The sequence below is a fragment of the Novosphingobium silvae genome (assembly GCF_009856825.1).
Taxonomy (GTDB): Bacteria; Pseudomonadota; Alphaproteobacteria; order Sphingomonadales; family Sphingomonadaceae; genus Novosphingobium; species Novosphingobium silvae.
The window spans coordinates 51,854-73,240 of sequence record NZ_WVTD01000005.1; the positions used below are offsets into that span (position 1 = coordinate 51,854).

21 protein-coding genes and 2 pseudogenes are annotated in these 21,387 nt (G+C 62.5%); 12 read left to right on the top strand and 11 right to left on the bottom strand.

The genetic code is table 11. The annotated features are described in order from the left end of the window. Positions 1-120 precede the first annotated feature (120 nt). Genes GR702_RS08435 through GR702_RS08450 form a run of 4 tightly spaced genes read left to right on the top strand, consistent with a single transcriptional unit; the run spans position 121 to position 6,375 of the window. On the top strand, positions 121-2,259 hold the full coding sequence (locus GR702_RS08435) for a type IV secretion system DNA-binding domain-containing protein (protein WP_048575781.1): 2,139 nt from the start codon (positions 121-123) through the stop codon (positions 2,257-2,259). Continuing rightward, the gene (mobF, locus tag GR702_RS08440) at positions 2,256-5,222 is read left to right on the top strand and encodes a MobF family relaxase (protein WP_048575780.1); all 2,967 of its coding nucleotides are present in this window, start codon (positions 2,256-2,258) and stop codon (positions 5,220-5,222) included. The genes GR702_RS08435 and mobF overlap by 4 nt, the downstream gene beginning before the upstream one ends. Before the next feature lie 11 nt (positions 5,223-5,233). Next, positions 5,234-5,821, top strand: a complete 588-nt coding sequence (locus GR702_RS08445) for a restriction endonuclease (RefSeq protein WP_048575779.1) — start codon at positions 5,234-5,236, stop codon at positions 5,819-5,821. Further along, positions 5,818-6,375: a lytic transglycosylase domain-containing protein gene (locus tag GR702_RS08450; protein WP_048575778.1), complete on the top strand. Its 558-nt coding sequence runs from the start codon at positions 5,818-5,820 to the stop codon at positions 6,373-6,375. Before GR702_RS08445 ends, GR702_RS08450 begins: the two co-directional genes overlap by 4 nt. 384 nt (positions 6,376-6,759) lie before the next feature. On the opposite strand, the gene GR702_RS08455 is transcribed toward GR702_RS08450, so the two are convergent. Beyond that, on the bottom strand, positions 6,760-7,401 hold the full coding sequence (locus GR702_RS08455) for a PepSY-associated TM helix domain-containing protein (RefSeq protein WP_237449629.1): 642 nt from the start codon (positions 7,399-7,401) through the stop codon (positions 6,760-6,762). A 174-nt stretch (positions 7,402-7,575) separates the two neighbouring features. Next, positions 7,576-7,884 carry a hypothetical protein gene (locus GR702_RS08460; protein WP_202408153.1) on the bottom strand — a complete coding sequence of 103 codons (309 nt, stop codon included), beginning with the start codon at positions 7,882-7,884 and terminating at the stop codon, positions 7,576-7,578. On the opposite strand from GR702_RS08460, the gene GR702_RS08465 reads away from it, so the two are divergent. After that, positions 7,877-8,359: a TraB/TrbI/VirB10 family type IV secretion system protein gene (locus GR702_RS08465; protein WP_474100218.1), complete on the top strand. Its 483-nt coding sequence runs from the start codon at positions 7,877-7,879 to the stop codon at positions 8,357-8,359. The two genes, GR702_RS08460 and GR702_RS08465, sit on opposite strands and share 8 nt — an antisense overlap. Then, positions 8,356-8,634, top strand: a complete 279-nt coding sequence (locus GR702_RS08470) for a DUF2274 domain-containing protein (protein WP_160985495.1) — start codon at positions 8,356-8,358, stop codon at positions 8,632-8,634. The genes GR702_RS08465 and GR702_RS08470 overlap by 4 nt, the downstream gene beginning before the upstream one ends. Before the next feature lie 150 nt (positions 8,635-8,784). Here the strand turns inward: GR702_RS08470 and GR702_RS08475 are convergent, their stop codons facing one another. The 5 genes from GR702_RS08475 to GR702_RS08495 all read right to left on the bottom strand — a co-directional run bounded on the left by GR702_RS08475 (position 8,785) and on the right by GR702_RS08495 (position 11,422). After that, on the bottom strand, positions 8,785-9,108 hold the full coding sequence (locus GR702_RS08475) for a helix-turn-helix domain-containing protein (protein WP_160985496.1): 324 nt from the start codon (positions 9,106-9,108) through the stop codon (positions 8,785-8,787). After that, complete coding sequence (locus GR702_RS08480; protein WP_237449630.1) at positions 9,101-9,502, bottom strand: type II toxin-antitoxin system RelE/ParE family toxin; 402 nt, start codon at positions 9,500-9,502, stop codon at positions 9,101-9,103. Before GR702_RS08480 ends, GR702_RS08475 begins: the two co-directional genes overlap by 8 nt. A 402-nt stretch (positions 9,503-9,904) precedes the next feature. Further along, on the bottom strand, positions 9,905-10,246 hold the full coding sequence (locus tag GR702_RS08485; protein ID WP_474100219.1) for a hypothetical protein: 342 nt from the start codon (positions 10,244-10,246) through the stop codon (positions 9,905-9,907). Between the two features lie 218 nt (positions 10,247-10,464). Then, the gene (locus GR702_RS08490; RefSeq protein ID WP_237449631.1) at positions 10,465-11,238 is read right to left on the bottom strand and encodes a recombinase family protein; all 774 of its coding nucleotides are present in this window, start codon (positions 11,236-11,238) and stop codon (positions 10,465-10,467) included. Next, positions 11,228-11,422, bottom strand: a complete 195-nt coding sequence (locus GR702_RS08495; RefSeq protein WP_069709770.1) for a hypothetical protein — start codon at positions 11,420-11,422, stop codon at positions 11,228-11,230. The genes GR702_RS08490 and GR702_RS08495 overlap by 11 nt, the downstream gene beginning before the upstream one ends. 345 nt (positions 11,423-11,767) lie before the next feature. Between GR702_RS08495 and GR702_RS08500 the strand changes: the two are divergent. The 3 genes and pseudogenes from GR702_RS08500 to GR702_RS22295 form a co-directional block, all read left to right on the top strand. Next, positions 11,768-11,905 (top strand): annotated as a pseudogene (locus tag GR702_RS08500) (IS3 family transposase); the annotation flags it as partial. A 20-nt stretch (positions 11,906-11,925) separates the two neighbouring features. Continuing rightward, the gene (locus GR702_RS22055) at positions 11,926-12,072 is read left to right on the top strand and encodes a hypothetical protein (protein ID WP_202408154.1); all 147 of its coding nucleotides are present in this window, start codon (positions 11,926-11,928) and stop codon (positions 12,070-12,072) included. Between the two features lie 58 nt (positions 12,073-12,130). Beyond that, a pseudogene (locus GR702_RS22295) lies at positions 12,131-12,313 on the top strand (hypothetical protein); the annotation flags it as partial. Between the two features lie 52 nt (positions 12,314-12,365). Here GR702_RS22295 and GR702_RS08505 read toward each other — a convergent pair. Beyond that, positions 12,366-12,641, bottom strand: a complete 276-nt coding sequence (locus GR702_RS08505) for an HU family DNA-binding protein (RefSeq protein WP_086485605.1) — start codon at positions 12,639-12,641, stop codon at positions 12,366-12,368. A gap of 126 nt (positions 12,642-12,767) precedes the next feature. Then, the gene (locus GR702_RS08510; protein WP_086485606.1) at positions 12,768-14,396 is read right to left on the bottom strand and encodes a Na+/H+ antiporter; all 1,629 of its coding nucleotides are present in this window, start codon (positions 14,394-14,396) and stop codon (positions 12,768-12,770) included. 372 nt (positions 14,397-14,768) lie between these two features. Here GR702_RS08510 and GR702_RS08515 point away from each other — a divergent pair, with 372 nt between their 5' ends. From GR702_RS08515 to GR702_RS08525, 3 genes are read left to right on the top strand one after another with little or no spacing between them, the layout of a single operon-like run. Beyond that, on the top strand, positions 14,769-17,459 hold the full coding sequence (locus GR702_RS08515; protein WP_086485607.1) for an HAD-IC family P-type ATPase: 2,691 nt from the start codon (positions 14,769-14,771) through the stop codon (positions 17,457-17,459). 9 nt (positions 17,460-17,468) lie between these two features. After that, entirely contained in the window at positions 17,469-18,368 is a 900-nt protein-coding gene (locus GR702_RS08520; protein ID WP_086485608.1) for a universal stress protein, read from the top strand. Positions 18,369-18,375: 7 nt separating this feature from the next. After that, entirely contained in the window at positions 18,376-19,344 is a 969-nt protein-coding gene (locus GR702_RS08525; protein WP_086485609.1) for a calcium/sodium antiporter, read from the top strand. Positions 19,345-19,414: 70 nt separating this feature from the next. On the opposite strand, the gene GR702_RS08530 is transcribed toward GR702_RS08525, so the two are convergent. Both GR702_RS08530 and GR702_RS08535 read right to left on the bottom strand, forming a co-directional pair. Next, positions 19,415-19,651, bottom strand: a complete 237-nt coding sequence (locus GR702_RS08530; RefSeq protein WP_086485610.1) for an HP1242/YdcH family protein — start codon at positions 19,649-19,651, stop codon at positions 19,415-19,417. A gap of 122 nt (positions 19,652-19,773) precedes the next feature. After that, positions 19,774-21,372, bottom strand: a complete 1,599-nt coding sequence (locus GR702_RS08535) for an MBL fold metallo-hydrolase (protein WP_086485946.1) — start codon at positions 21,370-21,372, stop codon at positions 19,774-19,776. Positions 21,373-21,387 lie beyond the last annotated feature (15 nt).

Here is a 21,387-nt window from a genome sequence, read left to right on the forward strand (position 1 = left end):
CACTAGAGGCTCCTGCCACGGTGGCGATGGCGGCGATCGCTTCCTTCTGCCGTCCGGGTCTCACCCCGAACTGAAGGATCAGGCGGTCCCGGATGCCTCTGTTCGGGGGAGGGCGCAATCATGAGCATCTTCCGTAACGACACATTGGGCTCATGGACCCGCGGTGGTCAGGCGATCGTCCACAATGTCAGGATGACCACCCAGGTCTTCTTCCAGACCGTGGTCGCGGGGATCGTCCTGTGGGCGATGGGGACTGGCTGGTATGCCTTCGAGAAGTCGAGCGAGTATCAGCGTTTCGTTCTGGTCAAGATGGCGGAGGCCAGCTTCAAGGCCGATACCGCGCGAGGAACCAGTGACCCCATGCTGTTCCGCACCCCGGACGGTCGGGAATATTGGACGTCGGCCGACGCCCTTATCGAATCCCGCGTCGGTAAGAAGGCGCTCGGTAAACTCGAAACCGACCTCATCCATGGGGCGGCCATTGCCGGTATGGGGGCACTCGCCGCGCTGGTTTTCGCCTGGTTCTATTTTACCCGGACAGGACGCGGCCTCGGGTCCAACGAATATATTCGCGGCGCCCGCTTTGGGACGATCTCGGAAGTCCGCCGTGCTCTCCGGGGGCAGAAGAAAGGGGCGCTCAACATCGGCGGCGTCGCGGTGCCAGAGGCCTTCGAGCCGGAGCATATCCTGCTTGTCGGCGCCCCCGGCACGGGGAAAACCAACCTCATCACCACCATGCTCGCTGGGATCCGCAAGCAGGGCAAGCGGGCCATCGTCTATGACACCGCCGGGAGCTTCGTCGAGAAATTCTACCGCCCCGGACGCGACATCCTCCTTAACCCGCTGGACAAGCGCACTGACATCTGGAGCCCCTGGGTCGATGTCCCGCAGGAGTATCACTACGACCAGATCGCGGAATCTACCATCCCCGACAAGCATGGCGATCCCTTCTGGTCGAAGGCAGCACGCGGTACGCTGGTCGCGGTCCTGCGCAAGCTTGCCCGGCAGAAGCACACCCTCATCTCGATCCTGCTCGACCGCGTGCTCCGCTCCCCGGTCGCGGACCTCGCCGCCTATGTGAAGGGCACTGATGCCGCCGCGTTCATCTCCTCGGAAGGGGAGCGCACTTCTGCCGGCGTCCAGGCCGAGCTCGCCTCGGTCATGCGCAGTTTCTCCTATCTTGACGATACGGTGGACGGTTTCTCGATCCGTAAATGGGTCGAGGACGAGAAGGACGACAGCTGGCTGTTCGTGACCGTCAAGGCCGACCAGCTTCCCTCGCTGCGTCCCCTCATCACCGTCTGGCTCGATATCGCGATCAGCGCGATCATGAGCCTTACGCCCGATCGCAACCGGCGGCTCTATTGCGTGATCGACGAGTTGCCGACGCTTCAGAAGCTTCCTTCGCTATCCGACTTCCTGGCCCGTGCGCGCAAATATGGGGGCTGCGGCATATTGGGGTTCCAGTCCTATCCCCAGCTCAATGCCACCTACGGCAAGGAGGATGCCGCCGCCATCACCGGCTACTGCTCGACCTGGGTGGCGCTCCGGGCCAACGATTCCGATACCTCGGAACTCATCTCCAAGAATCTCGGCCGGGTCGAGCAAGTCGAGGCGAACGAGGGCATGTCCTACGGCGTCAACGACATGCGCGACGGGGTGAACTTAAGCCGTATGCAGGTGACCCGCCCGCTGGTGATGGACACCGAGGTCAACCACCTGCCCAACCTTTCGGGGTTTCTCCGGTTCGGTCGCAACCTCCCCGTCGTGCGCTTCACTGATCGCTTCAATCTCCTGCCAACGGTCGCACCCGCCTTCATCGAACGGAACGAACCGCCCAAGCGACTGCCGATCGGCGAGAAGATCATATGCGAGACACGGAAAAGTCGCCGGGCGGCGCAAGCACGACAAACGGCCGCTAGGAAAGGAGAGGCTTCATCGGACCAAGGCGCAAGACCGACACCCGGGAAGCCGCAGGGCGACTTTTTCAACCGCCCGAACGATCCTCCACCCGTGGACGAGACGACCGGTGTGCCGATCCCCGAAGAGGCGGCCGGTCACGACAAAAGCACAATACCTCCGGATCATCCTGATCCCGACATGGGCGAGGGCGATTTGCCGATCGAGGACCATGCTGATGCGGACGACGTGGTCGCGACGCCCATCCCACTGCTGGGCGCGCGGCGGGGGACCCTTCGCGTATCGCTCGATAGCCATGGCCGGTCCGAAGGACCGCGCGAGAAGGCGAAGCCGGCATGATACATCCCCGCCGTCTCAAGGGCACGGCCGCCAATATCAGCCGCTACTATACGATCGGCGACTATTATACCAAGGGCGGCGACGAACCGTCTGAATGGGGTGGCAAGCTTGCTCCCGGTCTCGGCCTGTCGGGCAAGGTCGATCCCAAACAGTTCGAGGAACTGCTGGCCGGCAAGGTCGGCGACCAGCAACTCGGTCGGCGCCGCAAGGAAGGTATCCAGCACCATCCCGGCTGGGACTTCAACATCAGCGCCCCCAAGTCGATCTCGATCCTGGCGCTGGTGACGGGCGACGAGCGGATCATCGCAGCGCATGAACGGGCGGTTGGCGTCGCGCTGGCCCATCTTGAAGAGCATGCCGAACTGCGCCGCCGCGTCGAGGGCGAGATCGTCCATGAAACGACCGGCCGGCTTCTCTTCGCCCGCTTCACCGAACATGCGAGCCGCGACCTCGATCCGCACCTTCATACCCATGTCGTCGTCCTCAACATGACCAACCATCTTCGTGGCGACCGGATGTCGAGCCTCGAGACGCGTTCGATGTTCGCGGAACAGCTCGTTACTGGGCAGATTTATCGCAACGAACTAGCCCATGACGTGCGTGAGCTCGGTCACGAGATTGTGTTCGATCCGCGCCGCGGTCTGTTCGAGGTAGCCGGCGTCCCCGGCGAAATGATCCGCGAATATTCGCAGCGGGCAGAGGAGATAAACGCCCATGCGAAGGAACATTGCCTCACCGGACAGGCTGCTCGGCGCATATCCTTCTTCGAGACGCGCAAAGCCAAGGAAAAGATCGGACTGGAGGACCTCCAGGAGCGGTGGAACAAACGTGCCGAACCCTGGCGCGAGGATCTCGACAAGCTCATGGCGGCCGTCGCGGAGCGCGGCGAACGCACGATCGAGACTGATCCGGGCGTCGCCCGCCGCGCTGCGCTATTCGGAATCCGGCAAAGCGAGACGCGTGAAGCGGTCAACAATATCGGGCGGCTGTACCGCACCGCGCTCGCCTCCCATGTCGGTGAGGTCCGGTTCGGTGACGTGCGTCCGATATTCGATGCTCAGGAAGCCGATCGCAAGCTGCTCCGCACAGTACGCCAGACCGGCGATCAACCGCTTCCACGGGGACGCTCGTCGCGGCGGACCGCGAAACTGGAACTGGCCCTGTCGGAACATCTATCGCTCGCCATGGGCGATGCCTCTCCCGTCGCCAGCTCCGAGCGGCTGGCAGAGGCCGCGGTTGCTGCCGGTCTGACGCAAGAGCAGGCGCGCGCGCTCGAAGGGATCGGTACGGGCAACAACCGTCTTGTCGCGATCCACGGCGTCGCGGGCGCAGGAAAATCGACCCTGGTCGGCGCGCTGGTCGATGCGACCCGCGACGATTACATGACAATCGCACTTGCGCCGACGTCTTCGGCAGCGGCAGAACTGGGTAACCAGGCAAATATCGAATCCCGCACGGTCGCCTCACTGCTCGCCGGTGGCGGCCATAATATCACCGACAGGCATATTCTTGTGCTCGACGAGGCGGGCCAGCTCGGTAACCGTCAGGCATTGCGCATCCTGGAGATCAGCCGCGCGACCGGCGCGAGGCTCATCCTGCTTGGCGACAACAAGCAGACCGGTGCGATCGAGCAGGGCAAGGCGTTCTGGCTCCTTCAGCAGCTGGGACTGCCCACCAGTCAACTTCTCGATCCCATGCGCCAGCAAACCAGGACGACGAAAGAGTCGGTGGCGATGGCGCGCAAGGGCGACTATGCGGCTTCGCTTGCCGCGCTCGATCGTGTGAACACCGGGGAGACCGCAGAGGCTCTCGCCAAGGATATCGTCGTCGAGTGGACCCGGCTGCGGCCCGCTGCGCGCAATGCCACCAATATCCTTGTGCTCGACAATGCGACCCGGTTGATCGTCAACAGCCACATCCGCGAAGTGCTGAAACGCGAGGGCGCGGTCGCGGCCAATGATCACCGGCTCGAAGTCCTGACGCCGGCGGGCATGACAGATCAGGAAAAGCAGATCGCCCGCTTCTACACTGAAGGCCAGGTGCTCAAGTTTGCGCGCGACTACGCGGGTCTCGGAATCGCCCGGGACGCGGAATATCGCGTGGTCGGGATTGGGCGGAATAATAATGGCCGCCAGGTCGTGCGCCTGGCCGACGAGCATGGCCGTCAGATTGAATGGAATCCCCGGCTTGGCAAAGCGGCGCACGTCAACGTCTTCCTGACCGAGCAGCGCCAGCTCGGCGAGGGGGACCGCATCCAGTGGCGGCTCGTCAACAAGGATATCGGCGTCAAGAACGCCGAGCGTGGCACTGTGTTGGCCTTCGACGGGACGATTGCCACTATCAAATGGGACCGCGGCGAGCGTGTGCAGGATGTGGACCTGTCCGCTCATAGGACCTGGGACCACGGCTACGCGGAAACTGTCTATTCCTCCCAGTCGAAAAGCTACCCGCGGACCTATGTGCTGGCGCCGGTCGAATCCGGTCTGGTCAACGGCCAGAACTATTACACTGCGATCACCCGCGCTCGCTATGGTGTGAAGCTGTGGACCGAGGATGTGACACGTCTTGCGGCCAAGCTGGCGTCGCGCTCGGGCGAGAAGACCTCGACGCTCGAAGGGCTTGGCCGGCTCAAGGCCGACAGCCACAAGCAGCGGGGCGCGCGCCACAAGGAACGCCACGATCGGTCGCGCGAGGCGAATGCCCGCGAACGGGACGAACGCAACGCCGAGCGCGAACAGCGCCGGCAGGGGCGGGGTAACACAGGCCCGCCGGGCTTCGCTGACAGCCTTGCCAGTCGCGCGCAAGAGGCTGCCGTTTTGGTCGACCGCTTCCTGCGCGGCACTCTCGATCGCGATCGCGCGCCCGAATCCACCGAGCGTGGCAGCGCGCCCCATCATGTTCACCAGCCAGCACCTCAACCGCAGCATGACCATGGCGATCATGGCAGCGGACACGACCGATAGGAGGGTTACCCATGAATCTGAATCTTGTTCTCATTCTGATCCTCTGCACCGCACTGCTGGCGCTTCTCTTTCGTCACGACCGCATCCCCATCCGCCATCGATGGCGACGGCGGCAGGCCCGGGAGATGTGCGAGCAACTGCGGGGGCGGGACCGCGATCAGCCGGTCGCGCTCCATTATGCGCGGTTCCGCGCCATGGACCCGCTCGCGTTCGAGGAGTTGCTGCTCGAAGCCTTCGAGCGGCGCGGGCACCGCGTCATCCGCAATTGCCGCTATACGGGTGACGGCGGCGTCGACGGCGAAGTCATCATCGATGGAATACGCTTCCTGATCCAGGCCAAGCGCTACAAAGACGCCATCAGGCCCGAACATGTCTGGGACTTTGCCCAGCTCTGCGCCACCAGAAGGCAGCGCGGCCTGTTCATTCATACCGGCCGCACCGGCGGGATGAGTCGCGCCGTTGTCGATGGTGCGACGGGTATCCAGATCGTGTCAGGCCAGAAACTGCTCGCCCTGTTGACGGGGGCGCCGTTCTTACCTGACCTGTGTGAACCTCGTCGCCCCAGAGAAACCATCGCTTTCAGGCGGACGTCGTCATGAACGCGCTGTCCTGCTCACGATCGCAGCGACCCCGCTATTATATCGGCATCGCCTCGCTTTTGTCGCTCTCGCTTGTTCTCGCGCCAACGCCCGCACTGGCACAGCGTGGAGGATCGGCGGAGGCGGCCGAGCTCGCGCGCTGCATCCGCATTGCTGCGCGGGGCTATGGCTGGCTCGAAAAGACCCTCTGGGGACTGCGCAAGCAGGAGGCGGGCTGGATCGGAGCCGAAATCGCCAACACCAACGGAACGCATGACCTGGGACCGCTCCAGATCAACTCATGGTGGGTGCCCCGCATCGCCCGCCTCATCGGCAGGTCCGAGCATCAGGTCCGCCATTGGCTGCGCTACGATGCCTGCTTCAATGTCGAAGCGGCGCGCTGGATATTCATCTCCGGACTGGAGGCTACAGGCGACTATTGGAAGGCCATCGGCACTTATCACAGCCCCACCGCCTGGCGACAGCGGGCCTATGCAACAAAGGTCGCAACCCACATGCGCGTGAGGTTCGGACCGAAGGTGTTCGCAGCAACCGGTATCGACGCACCGAGATAGGGGCGACGAGAAGCGGGAACCGGTGGCCGGATATGGCAGTGTCGCCGTTTCCTGGGTGACTGGTATCCTAGGCTGCCATTGCTGGACGGCATTGGTGATGAGCTCGGCGCTACTATCTCAGCGTATGTGTTCGGGTGGGCCACGCGAGATGAACAGGTCAGTCAATCCTCGACCATGTTGTCGCTCTGGCGAAGGCAAACACTCAACTGGGCGTCAAACTAGCCGAGGTCTGGCGCGAGAGTGGGTAGAAGCTGATCGTCCTCGGCACCAGGGCTGAGGGGGAGGCCCGCGATGAAACGCTGTCGGTACTTCGCCGCAAGCTCTACGATATCACGCGGCTTGGCATGACAGTCGTCATCGCCGGTGACGAGACCGTGCCGCGTATTACCCCAGATCTGGCGTTTTTGGGGCAGAATGAACCGCAACGCTGTCGCGCTGGATCGCATTCGCATGGGCCGCGCCGCGCGTCCCAGTGTCCTCTACGGTCTTCGCGGTGTCGGCAAGACCGTGTTGCTGGTGACGATGCGGGATGCCGCCGAGGTGGAGGGGACGTCGATCTTTATGATCGAAGCGCCTGAGAACCGATCTCTCCCCGGCATTCTCGTTCGGCGCTTCGGGCGGCGCTGCTGCGGCTCCACCGAGAGAAGCAGGCTTCAGAGGGGGCGATCTCGAAGCGGATCTTTCGGATCTGATAGTCACGATAGGGAAGGCCGCACGGGAATGGGGTGGCTCGCCGCCGCGTGCTGGCGGCAACGTGATCGTCCAACTCGCCGCGCCCGGGGCCTGCCGCTTGAGAAATGTCAAGGCGGCGTCGAGCGCAACCGGCGTAACGGTCGTACCGCGCAACTCCGGCCGCATCCAAAGGGAAATCTCCTGCTGGAACAACGATGTCGTCCCGAACAGGAAGATCAGGAAAAGCAACCACCCGGGCAGGAGTCCCACCCAGGTGTGCAGCCGCGCCATCGACTGTCGGAATGACCTCGTCGCGACCGATGCCGCCGGCATCTGAGAAATGTAGCTGTTCAAGGCTATGGCGTCAGAAGCGGTAGCGCACCGTCGCCATCGCGTTACGGGGGTCGCCATAGACGCTCGTTGGATAACCAAGGCCCGACTGCCCCGTCAGAGAACGGTAGTATTTCTTGTCGAACAGGTTGTTGACGTTAACAGCCCGCTGCCGAAGTCGATTTTTCGGGACGGCGCTCAGCCCGGCCCCGCAGACATGATGATCAGCAGCACGCCGGCTTCGGCTGCGACTTGGCCGACGAGGGCGAAGATCAGCGCGTTTTCGGTCTGAGCGACGATCAAAAACGCCTGTGAAGCGCTGGCGGCCTCCCTTGGGGTGCCACATCCGAACAGTGCGCGCATGAGGATGCCCAGGTTGAAGCCGGCGACGTGGATCAGATACCTCTTGTGGAGGTTTTCGCGCCCACGCAGCCATGCGCGGCGCATGCCGCCCCGGTCCAGGACATGGGCAAAGCTGCGTTCCACCAGCTCGCCGCGTTTGCGCATCGTCCTGCTGATCCCGCAAGGCTCGCGCATTCTGGGCCGCTACAACAGCCAGGTCAGCTATGGGCAAAGCCGCGTTCAAGTCGTCTGGAACCGGATCATCCTGCCCGACACGTCATCGCTGACGCTCGACAACCTGGCCGGCACCGACCCGGCCGGCTATGCCGGTTTGGAGGATGAAGTCGATTGGCATTGGGATCGCATCTTCGCCGGCGCCGTGCTGACAACGCTGCTGGGCGTTGGCGCCGAACTGGCCGCACCGGAGAACCGGCAGGACGGCGATCGCGTCATCATCGCCGGGCGCGACAGTGCGCAGGACAGCATCAATCAGGTCGGCCAGGAGATGACCCGGCGCAACCTGAACATCCAGCCCACCTTGACCGAACGGCCGGGCCTGCCGGTTCGCATCATCGTCAACAGGGATCTCGTACTGCGGTCCTACCAGCCACTGTTTTTTAACAAGGGGACTTCCCGATGAGCACGACCAGGAAACTGCGGCTTGGCCCTCTGCCTCGCCAAGAAGTCACGAAGCTGACCTTCGCATGTCCGGCCAGCCTGAAAATCGATCTTGACCGTTATGCCGAGCTTTATGCGCTGACCTATGGCGAGGCGGTCGATGCGGCAACACTGATCCCGCACATGCTGGAGGCGTTCATGGCAGGGGATCGGGGATTCAAGAAAGGCGAGCATGCCAAGGCGCCGCCTTCGCGGCCGGCTGCGGCTTCGCCAGGCGTGGATGCTGCGCCGCGCTGACTCCCTGAAACGCAGAACCCGCCATCACTGGCGGGTTCTGTTCGGCCGGGTCGGTCAGGCGTCCGGCGCTTCGATCATCACCGGATAGCGCCGATCTTTGTTCGGAGAGTTCTTCTCTCGCAAGGATCGAATGCGATGCGTCCCCGGCGTTCAGAGCACGGCTTCAAGTCCCTTGCGTTCGATGATGTCGAGCAGTTTCTGCGATGGGCCGCTGGGGCGCTTGTCGCCCACTTCCCACTTGCGGACGGTGGACGCGCTGGTATTGAGCACCGAGGCAAGGACGGCCTGGCTCAGTTGCAGGCGCTCGCGCAGCGCCTTGATTTTGGCAGCGTCGTAATCCTGCACCGGCTTCAGGCACAGCAGGTCGTACTTCTGCATCTTGCGCTTGTCGATGAACCCCAGGCGATGCAGGTCACTGGCGCCTTCATGCACCGCTTCCATGATGCGGCTCTTGGGTTTGGCTTTGTCAGTCATCGGTGATCTCCAGCAAAGTGCCGTCGGCAGCGGCTTCATCCAGTTGCGCAGCCGTGCGCTTCAACAAATCAGCGGCGTAGTCCTGCAAGGCTTGCAATTCATCGTCGTGGATGTTGTCCCGCTCGTTCTTCTCGAAGCCGAATACAAAGAACCAGCGGTTGCCCTTGTTGGTGGCGACCAACGTCCTCGCTCCGCCGCGCTTGCCGCGCCCGGCCAGTCCGATGCGCTTTTTCATCACGCCGCCGCCGAGGTCGGCGTCGATCAGCCCGGCAGCCATCTCCAGGACAGCCTTGCGCAGAGCGGAATCGCTCAGCTCCGTCTTGCGCATCCACCGCTGGAAGTGGCGGGTTTTGAAGATTCGCATCGTTGTTCTCACTATACCACTCAGTGGCATGATGTGTCCATGGGAGGATAGGCGCAGCCAGATCGAAGACCATGTGGTGTCGAGTGATCGGCCAGATCCAGATTCACACCGTCCCGCCGCATCCCGATCCGGTTATCCGCGAGATCAGTAAGGCCGGTCAGGTTGGCTCGCCATGGCTGGCCCAGGCCGGCCAAGTGCATTCGATAGAAAGGTGTCGGTTCAAGCGGCATCGCGGGCGTCCATCCGCAAATGATGGAAGGATGCCGCATGCTGGCGACGCCGGAAACTTGCCAGGGCGCGTTCCAGCGTAGTGCGCGCCGATTGCCGGCTGCGCGAATTGTCGTATCGCTGATACGACAATTCGGTGCTGGGTCTGCGGACGGGGAATTGTCGCGCCACTGTCGCGACAATTCCCGGCAAACTGATGCGGCATCACGTGGCTTCCAGCCCGCGCAGCAGTTCGGGCGAACGCTTCAACAGCTTGAACAGCTCGGCCAGCGCCTGCGGCACTTCTGCCGCTTCCTCGGCCTTGGCCGGCGTGGCCTGCTGGCCGCTGGCGATCAGCTTGCGCAGCTTCGCCACTACGTCGCTGGCTTCACGTTCTTCCTGATCCTGGGTGTGGACGTAGCCCATGAACGTCGCCACGGTCTTCTGCGCCGTGAGCGCCATGCCTACCTTGATCGGCACGCCGGAATTGGCAATATCGGTGGCCGAACGGTGGCGGATGCCGTGGGTGCCAACGTGGGCCGGGCCGGTGCCACATTGGGCCCCCATTCTAGGGAGCAGGGGCGTAGACGCACGGGGTGCTGTGGCGCACTGTTGGAAGCCTTGGCGGGCGCTAGCAAAGTACGCCAACACATGCTGGAGTGTGCCGCGGTTTCCGAGGCATTTTCTTGGGGCAAATTTGGGGCAATTTGCCCGCCAAAACATGCCAATCCACGCCAATTTCGCGCTCTGTCGTAGGTGGGCGTATTTTATGTAAGATGTTGATTTTAATATTTTTTGTTGATAATAGTGGGTGCCAATGGAGCACTTTGCTTGCACAATCGGGGAATGGTAGCATAGCTCGGCCTACGCCACACGACATCGCCGTTGTTGCGCTTTGCGGGCAGATCCAGCCCATGCTCGATGAACCAGAGCAGTGCCTGCCGTGCGCTGCCAAGTTCGGCCACCTTGTCGAAGACAAGGGTAATGGCTTCCTGGATGCGGCGGTCGGGATCCTTCTCGATCCGGTCGCCAGCCTTCACGAAGCCAACCGGGGCGGCAACGATCAGTTCGTCGCGCCGGGCCTTCTCGTAGCGGGCCGAGAGCGAGCGCTGGCGCAGGAGATCCAGCTCATACTCGTTGAGGCTGCCCTTCAGGCCGAGCAGCAGCCGGTCATTGCCCTGGCGCGGGGCGTACACGGTCTCCTGGTCGATCAGAACCGTATCGACGACCCGGCACATCTCGATAAGCTGCTGCCAGTCGCGGCTGTTGCGCGCGAAGCGTGAGACTTCTCGCGCCGCGACCGCGCCGACCTTGCCGAGACAGACCTCGGCAACCATCCGATCGAAACCGGCGCGCGTCACGCCGCCTGCCGCGGATCGACCAAGATCGTCATCGACCGTCTCGATTTGCGACCAGCCCAGCGCTGTGAGACGGTCACGCATGGCGTATTGCAGGGCACTGCTCTCTCGGTTGTGGAGGACCTGATGCGCCGAGGACTGCCGCACATACAGGATCGCCTTGCGGTCGAGATGCTGTGGCCCAATCTTCTCACAGATCATCACGCACCTCCCGCTGTTCCATGACGGGATCGTTGACGTGGTCGAGCAGCAGGCGCACGATCAGCGACGTCAATGTCTGGCGCGTCTGCGCTGGCAGCGTGTCCCATCTTGGTGTCGGGGTTATCGCGGAATTGCGGGGACAGGAAAACAGATCGAGCTGCAACACCTTGGACTTGTAAGCCATTGAGACCTCCCGAATGTGAGTCGTGAGGGCTCGATGCTGCGCTCAAAACCGATAATGCCGAAACCGGCTTTGCCGTTCGCAAAAGCTTGGCCAGTGCGCTCAGCGCGCCGACGTCAACCTGGGGCGACGCGCCTATGCGCGTCAGGGCGCAAGCGGCGTGGTCGAACATCCATGCAGGAATCTCGAGCCACCGGTCCGACGTCGCTCCCGTCTTGCTGCAGCGAAGTCTATCCTGACCCGCCCGCACGACCTTCTCATGAACGTGAACACGACACCCTGACCAGGGATGCCAGCGATAAAGAACTTCTCGAACTTCGGTCCCGTGGGCGTTGCGACGCCGCGTTGTACAACACCGTCCGTCCGCACAGCAGCCTGGGATACCGACCACCGGCACCAGAAACGGCTTCACCGCCATATCCGGCCTCCGGCTCCGCTTCGCTCCACCTCCATCCGGATATGGCGGCGGTGAGCGTAATCCACTAACAAACCATACGGTCCACTCGGTGGGGGCAGACCAAGGCGGCGTCGAGAAGAACATCGCCGCGTGGTGCGGCAAGATCGAGCGGCTGGCGGCTTCCGCATTTGCTCTGCGGCGCGGCACCAGGCTCCAGGCCGTTCTCCCGAACGATTGGTCCGACGACTTCCGCTGAAGTTGTGCAGAGCATTTTGCAAGACGATGCTGCAAAGTCTCCTGTGAAGGAAATCCTTCTCGTTCGCGCCGGGATCCTGCATCGGCACTATCAGGGCTATCGGGTCGACCACCATAATCGCGGCACCCAGCGCCAAGCGTTCTACACGCTTTCTCCCATCGCTCGAAAGCTGCTCCAGACAGGCCATGCCCAGTCAGCACCGCCACAGCACCCACGACAAGGCTCGTTGGCCCTCGGTTGAGCGATCTGATCGCGCCGCCCCGGCTTATGCTAAGAGGCACCGCCGATCGGGGTTACGGGTTGAGCTTGTCCTTCAAGGCCTTGGCGGCCGAAAAGCCCAACTTGCGCGATGCCTTGATGGTCATTGCCTCGCCGGTTGTCGGATTGCGGCCTTCCCGCGCAGGGCTGTCCTTGACCTTGAACTTGCCGAAGCCGTTGAATGAGATTTCCCCACCTTTCGCCGCGGCCTCGCCAATCCCGGCGAACATCGCATCGACAAGCTTGCGCGCATCGGCCTTGGTGATGCCGTGTTCACGGGCGATCTTTTTGGCAAGATCATTGTTGTTCATGAAAAATACCTCTCCTGAGCTGAATTTCGGTCGCAGGGCTTCATAACGGGCGAGGCATGGCGCGCCTCCTTCCAATCCTGACCGCGCTGGCTTCATAACGAAATGCCTCACAGGCGAGGCACTATCTCATCCTGCAAGCCGCGTCTCGAAGAGATCCAGTTCTCGGATGAGCTTGCGCGCGGCCTCGCTGCCCAGTTGTCGGTTGCGAACCCGCCGGGATATTTCCTCCCGCTCGGCCTTGAGCGCGGCGAGCCGCAATTCGCGTTCGATCTTCTCGTCGCGCCGGTGAACATCCTTCTGCTCGGGCTCGGCGATCTGATGATCGATCCGATCACGGTATAAATCCATGAGCCGCGACGCGACATTAACGTAAGTGTCCGGATCCCTCTTGCCGTTGGCGAGGCGATGTTGCGTTCGTTCGATCTCGCCGATCGCCGCTTCCGCGGCAGCAACGCGCGCGGCATCCACCTCGGCCTCTCCCGTCGGCTCGGGTGGCATCTCGAGGCTCCGCATCATCAAGGGCAGACCGATGGATGCGGCAATCAGCGACAGAATGATCACGCCCATCGCCAGGAATATCGCGAGATCGCGGGCGGGGAAGGGCGAGCCGTCCACCATCGCAAGCGGGAGGGTGAGCACACCGGCCAGCGTGATCGCGCCTCGCACACCGGCGAAGGACATCGCCCCGATGATCCGCCAATTCGGGCGCTCTCGGTCCTCCGGCCGACGGAACAAGGTCAGGCGGAACGACAACCACACCCAGGCGAAACGAAGCGCTGCGAGTCCAGAATTGATCGCGATGACATAGACACCCAGCCACCACGGTTCGTGATGACCGGTGAGACGCACGGTATCGGCGGCATCGGCGAGGATCGTTGGCAGTTGCTCGCCCAACAGCACGAAGATGACCCCGTTGGCGGTGAACTGGATCATGTCCCACACCGCTGTTCTTCGGATGCGTGTGACAGCCAGGGCATTCCCGCGCGCCTCAACGAAACCCATGGTAAGCCCGGCTGCGACGGTTGCGAGGATTCCTGAACAATGGAGATGCTCGGCGATCAGATAGGCGCCGAACGGGATGAGCAGGCTAATCAGGATCTGCGAGCCGCTTTCCTCGCCCACGTATCGCGTGACGATGCTCTTCGCCCAACCGACAAGCCAGGTCAGCGCTATCCCGACGGCGATTCCGCCGATCGCGACCCACAGGAAATTAATCGCTGCCTCCCCCAGGGAAAAGGCGCCAGTCAACGCGGCGGCGACCGCAAAACGCAAGCATACGAGACCCGAGGCATCGTTGAGCAGGGATTCTCCCTCGAGGATATGCATCATCCGCTTGGGAACGGGGGTGCGCTGGGCGATTGCGGAGACCGCTATCGGATCGGTCGGCGATACTACTGCGGCGAGGGCGAACGCCACCGCAAGCGGCATCGCCGGGATCATCCAGTTGATGAAGAATCCCATGCCCAGCACAGTGAACACGACCAGTCCAAGCGCAAGCTCGAGGATGGTCGACCGATCCTTGAACAGATCCTCCCGCGGGATGCGCCAGCCATCGAGAAACAAGAGCGGCGGCAGAAAGAGTAGGAAGAAAATCTCCGGATCGAGCGTTACGCGCCAGTCTGCGACCAGTCCGACTGCGGCGCCCAGGGCGATCTGCACCAGCGGCCGCGGTATCGGGAGCGGAAGCAACCGAGCCAGTATGCCGCTTACGACGACGGCGAAAAGTAAAGTCAGGACAAGCGTTACGGTTTCCAAAAGCGGCCTCGAACAAGCGGGGAGGGTCGGTGTCTCCTTGGACTCTTAGCGGGATGGGCCGTTCATGCCAGCCTTGTTCGAGGTCCGCAGAGGCGATCTACCCTGCGGTTCGCGAACACCCCGATCGCACCCAGCGCGGGTCCTGCGAACGCACTCGTCCATTTCTAAACCCCAGCCTATCGGGCGGTGGGAGCAGCGTCTCTACGGATATAACCGGATTGCGATCTACCCGGTCTCTCCAGCTAGTTGATCCCAGTTATCGATCGAATTGGAGGACTTCGGAGCCCAGTTCAGGAACCAAAGGAAGCGAGGTCTGGCCCACGCTTCCGTGTGCTCAATTCCCATGATCCGAACCTATCCCAAGGAGGCTTGATGTCGGCGCCCATCGATTTGGAAGAAGTGTGCTGGCATGCGTTACCGAGCAGCGAGATCGCCAAGATCCTCGACGTGGATCTTACCGGCCTCTCGCCTTCGGAAGTAGGCCGACAAGCTACCCGTTTTGGTCCCAATGCGCTGCCCAAGTCGCCTCGGCGGAGCCCGTTGCTGCGCTTTCTGGCCCAGTTCAACAATACCCTGATCTACGTTCTGATCGCCGGGGCGCTGGCAGCCGCGCTGCTCGACCATATGATCGATGCGGCTGTCATCGTGGCCGTCGTAATTGTGAATGCGGTTATCGGCCATATCCAGGAAGGGAAGGCGGAACAGGCTCTCGAAGCGATCCAGCAGATGATCGCGCCAAAGGCGAGCGTTGTCCGCAGCGGCATCAGGCAGACGATCCCGGTCTCCGAGATCGTCCCTGGCGATCTTGTCCTCATCGAAGCTGGCGATCGTGTCCCGGCCGACCTCAGGCTGCTCCATGCCCGCCGCCTCCTGATCGACGAAGCCCTTCTGACCGGGGAGTCGGTCGCGGCCGAGAAGCAGGAGGCGGTGCTGCCCGAAGAGACCGTTCTCGCAGACCGGCGAAACATGGCCTTCTCCGGCACGCTGGTCGCCGCCGGACAAGCGAACGGAATTGCCGTTGCCACCGGGCCCCACACGCAGATCGGACGGATCAGCGAGCTAATCCAGTCCGTCGAAGCGATGGTGACGCCGCTGCTGAAGCAGATCGACCAGTTCGCCCGTCGCTTTACTTGGTTCGTGCTCGCAGGAGGCCTGGCGCTGTTTGCGTTCGCCGTTCTGGTGCGGGGCTACGACTGGATCGATGCTCTGATCGCCGTTGTCGCGCTTGCCGTCGGCATTGTGCCGGAAGGTCTGCCGGCAGTCATTACCATCACGCTTGCCATAGGCGTGCGCCGGATGGCTTCCCGGAATGCCGTTATCCGCAAGCTCCCTGCGGTTGAAACGCTCGGCGCCACTTCGGTGATCTGCTCGGACAAGACCGGCACGCTTACGCGCAACGAGATGACGGCCCGCCGGATCATCTCCGCCCGGCACACCATGATCGCCAGCGGCTCAGGCTACATTCCGGAGGGACATCTCCAGATCGCGGGAACAGGCGATCAGGCCGACGCCATGGCGGCCTCTATGCCGCTGATCCGCTGTGGTATCCTGTGCAACGATGCGTCACTGCGCAAGGTTGGCGAAGACTGGCGCGTCGAGGGCGATCCCATGGAAGGCGCCCTGTTCGCCCTGGCAATGAAGGCTGCCGTCGACCCGGAACTGGAACGTACGGAATGGGAGCGGCTCGACGAGATCCCGTTCGATGCGGCGCACCGCTTCATGGCGACGCTTTGTCGTGGGTCTGACGGAGCGACGGCTCTCCTCGTCAAAGGCGCACCCGAGGCCCTCTTCGCGATGACCTCGCCCGACGACATCGGCGATTGGGAACGCGCCATCGCTGAAGCCGGAAACGAGGGCGAGCGTGTCCTCGCCTTTGGAGCGAAGCCCATGCCGTCGGATGCAGAGCGCATCTCGTTCGACGACGTCATGGCCGGCGTCCGGCTGCTCGGACTGGTCGGCTTCATCGATCCACCGCGCCTCGAGGCGAAGGAGGCGATCGCCGAATGCCGCTCGGCCGGGATCGCCGTCAAGATGATCACGGGAGACCATGCCGCGACGGCGCTGGCAATCGCGCGCCAGCTCGAGCTTGCCGACGATCCGCAAGCGATGACCGGGCTCGATATCGAGAAGCTCTCGGACGAGGAACTCGAACGGATCGTCGCTCGCATCTCCGTGTTCGCCCGGACCAGTCCCGAGCACAAGCTTCGCATCGTCCGCGCCCTGCAGGCACAGGGCCAGATCGTCGCCATGACCGGCGATGGCGTGAACGATGCCCCGTCGCTCAAGCAGGCCGATGTCGGCGTGGCGATGGGCATCAAGGGGACCGAAGCCTCGAAGGAAGCCGCCTCCATGGTGCTCCTCGACGACAATTTTGCATCGATCGTCAGCGCCGTACGCGAGGGCAGGACCGTTTACGACAATATCCGGAAAGTCATTTCCTGGGAAATCCCCACCAATGGCGGCGAGACACTGGCGGTCGTTCTGGCGATCCTCTTGGGATTTGCTCTGCCAATGTCAGCAACCCAGATCCTGTGGGTCAATCTCATCCTCGCCGCGACGCTCGGTCTGGTGCTCGCTTTCGAACCCACCGAGCCAGGCGTAATGCAGCGTCGCCCACGCAAACGCGGCGCGCCTCTGCTTTCGCCATTTCTCCTGTGGCGCGTCGTGCTGGTGTCCGTGCTGTTTGCCGCGGTCACCCTCGGCCTCTTCTTCCACACGCTCGATCAGGGCCGCGGCCTCGAAGTGGCGCGCACGATGGTCGTCAACATGTTCATCGTCGCGGAGATTTTCTACCTCTTCAACGTCCGCTATCTGCACATGACGTCCCTGACGTGGCGCGGCGCGCTGGGAACCCCCGCCGTGTTGATCGCGATTGCGATCCTGCTCCTTGGCCAGGCGCTCTTCACCTACGCCCCGTTCATGAACGCGATCTTCGGCTCGCGACCGCTCACCGTTGACGACCTTGCGCTGCTCGTGCTCGCCGGCGCGGCTCTCATGCTCCTGCTCGAGGGCGAAAAGCACCTCATGCGGCGTCTGGGCTGGTTCAAGGAACTCAACGACTAGGAGGACGAAATGACCCAGGACACTTTCCCCAAACGTATCGCGCTTGCAACCGACCTCAGCCATCGTTGCGACCGCGCGCTCGACCGGGCCCTGATGGTCGCCAAGGCGTGGCAGGCCGAACTCACAGTCATCCACGCGCTTGCCCCACCCGACGATATTACCCTGTTCGGGAGCCTGCGCGACCAGCCATCCTGGCGTCGCCCGCCTGACCCGGTTCGAAAGGTCCGCGATCGAATGTTCCGGGATCTGGTGCGCGAGGACCCGAACATCGACATCGCAGTCCATGTCGAGGCGGGAGCGCCTGCAGATGTCGTCCTGAAGGTCATCCGGAAATCCCATGCGGAGCTGATCGTCACCGGCGTCGCCCGCGACGAACTACTGGCGCGCATGTTCCTTGGCGACACTGTCGACCGGCTGATCCGCAAGTCTCCCGTTCCCGTTCTCATCGTCCGCGACCGCGCCTTCGAGCGCTATCACAACATGCTCGTCACGACGGATTTTTCGAAGTCTTCCCGTGTCGCGCTCGAGACGGCCGTCCGGTTCTTCCCAGATGCGGGCATCTCGCTCTTCCACGCCTATGACGTGCCCTTTGCCGGCTATCTCGGCCGCGCGGAAGTCGAGAAGCAATTCGAGGACTATGGCAAGGACGCGACCGACAAGTTCCTGGCCGAAGCCGGGATCGCGCCCGATACGGCTCGCATGGTCAGCCGCATGATCGAAAACGGAGTGCCCGAGCGGCTGTTGCAGGACTATGCCGAGACTTCGCGGCGCCATCTCACCGTGGTGGGGACTCATGGCGGCGGCATGGTCTATGAAGCCCTGATCGGAAGCACGGCGCGCAAGATCATCGATGCCGTGCCCGGCGACGTCCTCCTCGTGCCCGATCCCGCGAAGCGCAAGGCAGACTGACCTCCCGATGACTCTTGCGATCGTCTGGATCTGCGTCGGGCTTGCCGCATTGATCGCTGGCGCCGAACTGCTCGTGAGAAGCGGGTCGGCTCTGGCGGCACGCCTCGGCGTTTCACCCCTGCTGATCGGACTCACCGTCGTCGCGCTCGGAACGAGCACTCCGGAGCTGGCTGTCGGCATCGATGCCGCCGTTCAGGGCAACGGCTCGCTTGCGGTGGGGAATATCGCCGGCACCAATACCGTCAACATCCTCCTTATCCTCGGGCTGAGCGCCGCGCTGCGGCCGCTGGCGATCCAGATGCAGACACTGCGCCTGGAACTCCCCGTGATCGTCATCGCCTCGGCCACGCTGCTCGCCTTCGCATGGGACGGCACGCTCTCGCGGTTGGAGGGGCTCCTACTCGTCACCATGGGCGCGGCGTTCACGCTGGCGGTCATCCGCGTCGCCCGGCAAGAGAGCATTAAGGTCAAGTTGGAATTTGCCCGTGAGTACGGGCCCCGGCGCCTCGCCAATCGCCAGGCGGCCACCGAGATGCTGATGCTTGCCGCCGGCCTTGTCATCATCGTCGCCGGCGCCGACTGGCTCGTCGAGGGTGCCGTCGGTTTGGCACGTCTCTGGCGCGTCTCGGACGCATTCATAGGTCTGACCATCGTCGCCATCGGCACCTCAGCGCCCGAACTCGTGACCACGATCATTTCCACCTTCCGAGGTGAGCGTGACATCGCCATCGGCAACCTGATCGGCAGCAGCGTCTACAACATTCTTGTGATCCTTGGCGTGACCTGCCTCATTCCGGCCGATGGCATCGACGTCAACACTCACCTTATCGGCATCGATATCCCGGTGATGCTAGGCGTAGCGTTGTTCTGCATTCCGGTTTTCGTTAGCGGCCGCAAGATCACGCGGGGCGAGGGTGGCCTCTTCGTGAGTGCCTACGTGGCGTACCTTAGCTACCTCATCATACAGCGTGCATGAGATGAGCCGTTTCCCGCCGGCGCGTATCCGAAGGCCGACAGCGCCGCGCAAGACCCCTTGACCCATTGGGCTAATTCGAGAGTGCTGCGGCGATCCGGTCCTTTATCGCCAAGCGGCGCCTGCGAAGCTCGGTTTCATGATCGTGCGACGTCGGCTGGACATTGGTCTCGGCCACGTGAATTTCGTCGTTCACTTCATCATAGTCGATGAGCAACTGTGCAAAGCTCGGGTTTGAGACCTTCAGCGCATGGATCTTGTCCAACTGGCCCGGAAACTCTTCGCTCAAATTATGCGGTGTGTTCGACATGTCTTACTCCGTAGATGCCTATGCAAGCGTGATAGAGGACGCACCCGGGTGCGCCCATAAGTAGGTTCCCCATCAGCTTCGGGCGATAGGCCTGGTCGAGCAGAGCAAGGAGCTTCGGGCAGCTAGTCCTGCCGGCTCTTCCGCTTCTCGCGGTGGGACTGGTAGGAACGCAGGATCTCGCCCATCCGGGCAAGCGCCTCGCGCCGTGCCGACGCACTCTCGATATCCTGCAGTTCCTTCTTCAACCGGACCGAGAAATCGGCATAGTCGTTCTGCCAATCCCGCCCAACCGCGCTCTGCAATTCGACATCGCCCGTCTTCAGGCGCTTGGCCGGCGCTCCTGTGGGCAACGAATAGGTCTCGCCGATCTGCGGCGTGACGATTGACAACACTCCTTCGCCTTGCATCAAGCGGCGTAGCGTCTCGATGGAGACTGGCTCGCCATGGTCCAGGAAAAGACTGCCATTGATCGGCATCCGCCCCGTGATCCATTCCTTGAGATCCGTCTGGTCGCCATGCGCGGAATAGCTGTCGATCCGACGAATTTGGGCACGGACCGCGACGTCCTGTCCCCAGATCCGGACGCGACTGGCACCGTCGAGGATCGTCCGGCCGAGCGAGCCAGCCGCCTGGAAGCCGACGAACAGGATCGTCGATTCCCGACGCGCGAGATTGTACCGCAAATGGTGGCGAATACGCCCCGCTTCGCACATGCCGGACGCGGCCATAATGATTGCGCCCGACATCGTGTTCAGCCGCATCGATTCCATGGTGGTGGCGGTGTAGTGGAACGACGGGTGATGGAAGATCTCCCCCGAACCCATGTCTTCAAGGTCGTTGGCGTGCTTGGCGAACACCTCGGTCGCCCGTGTCGCCAACGGAGAATCGATGAACACCTGCGGAAATGCCAGACGCCCGGTGTTGATCAGTGTCGCGATGTCGAGCAGCAATTCCTGAGTACGTTCAAGTGCAAACACTGGGATCACCAGATTGCCGCCGCGGGTCAGGGCGGCCTTGATCTCCGCCTCGAGTTGCGTCCGGCGTTCCTCTATCGAGACATCCTCCCGAACCCGGTCGCCATAGGTGCTTTCGCACACGACATGGTCCAAACCAACCGGCGCTTCCGGATCCGCATGGAATGCCTTGTGATGCGGTCCAAGGTCTCCCGAGAACAATAGGTGCGAGCCTCCGACGTGCATCTCGGCCGACGCTGACCCCAGAATATGCCCTGCATTCCAAAACCGGGTCCTGAAGCCCGGTACCGGCTCGAACCACTCATTCAGTTCGACCGTGTCGCACAGGCTGTAAGCGGCCATCGAATCCGCTTCGGTGTAGATCGGCTCGAACGGCACTTCATCCCTGCGATCACGCCGACGATTGCGTCGCTCCGCTTCGCTCTCCTGGATCCGTCCGGCATCCGGCAGCATGTAGTAGAGAAGATCCTTGGTCTGGGGAGTGCAGTAGATCGGGCCACGGTAGCCCTCGGCCGACAACTTGGGCAGAAGCCCGCTGTGATCGATATGCGCATGGGTCAGCACGACCGCGTCGATCCTGCGCACATCGAATGAAAATGGGTCCCGATTGAGCGTTTCGAGAGTCCGCGATCCCTGGAAAAGGCCGCAGTCGATAAGCACAGTACTCCCTCCATAGTGCAGTTCCATGCACGAGCCGGTGACTGTCCCTGCAGCGCCGTGGAAGGTGATCTTGGGCTCGTTACTCATCGGCTCACTCTGCTC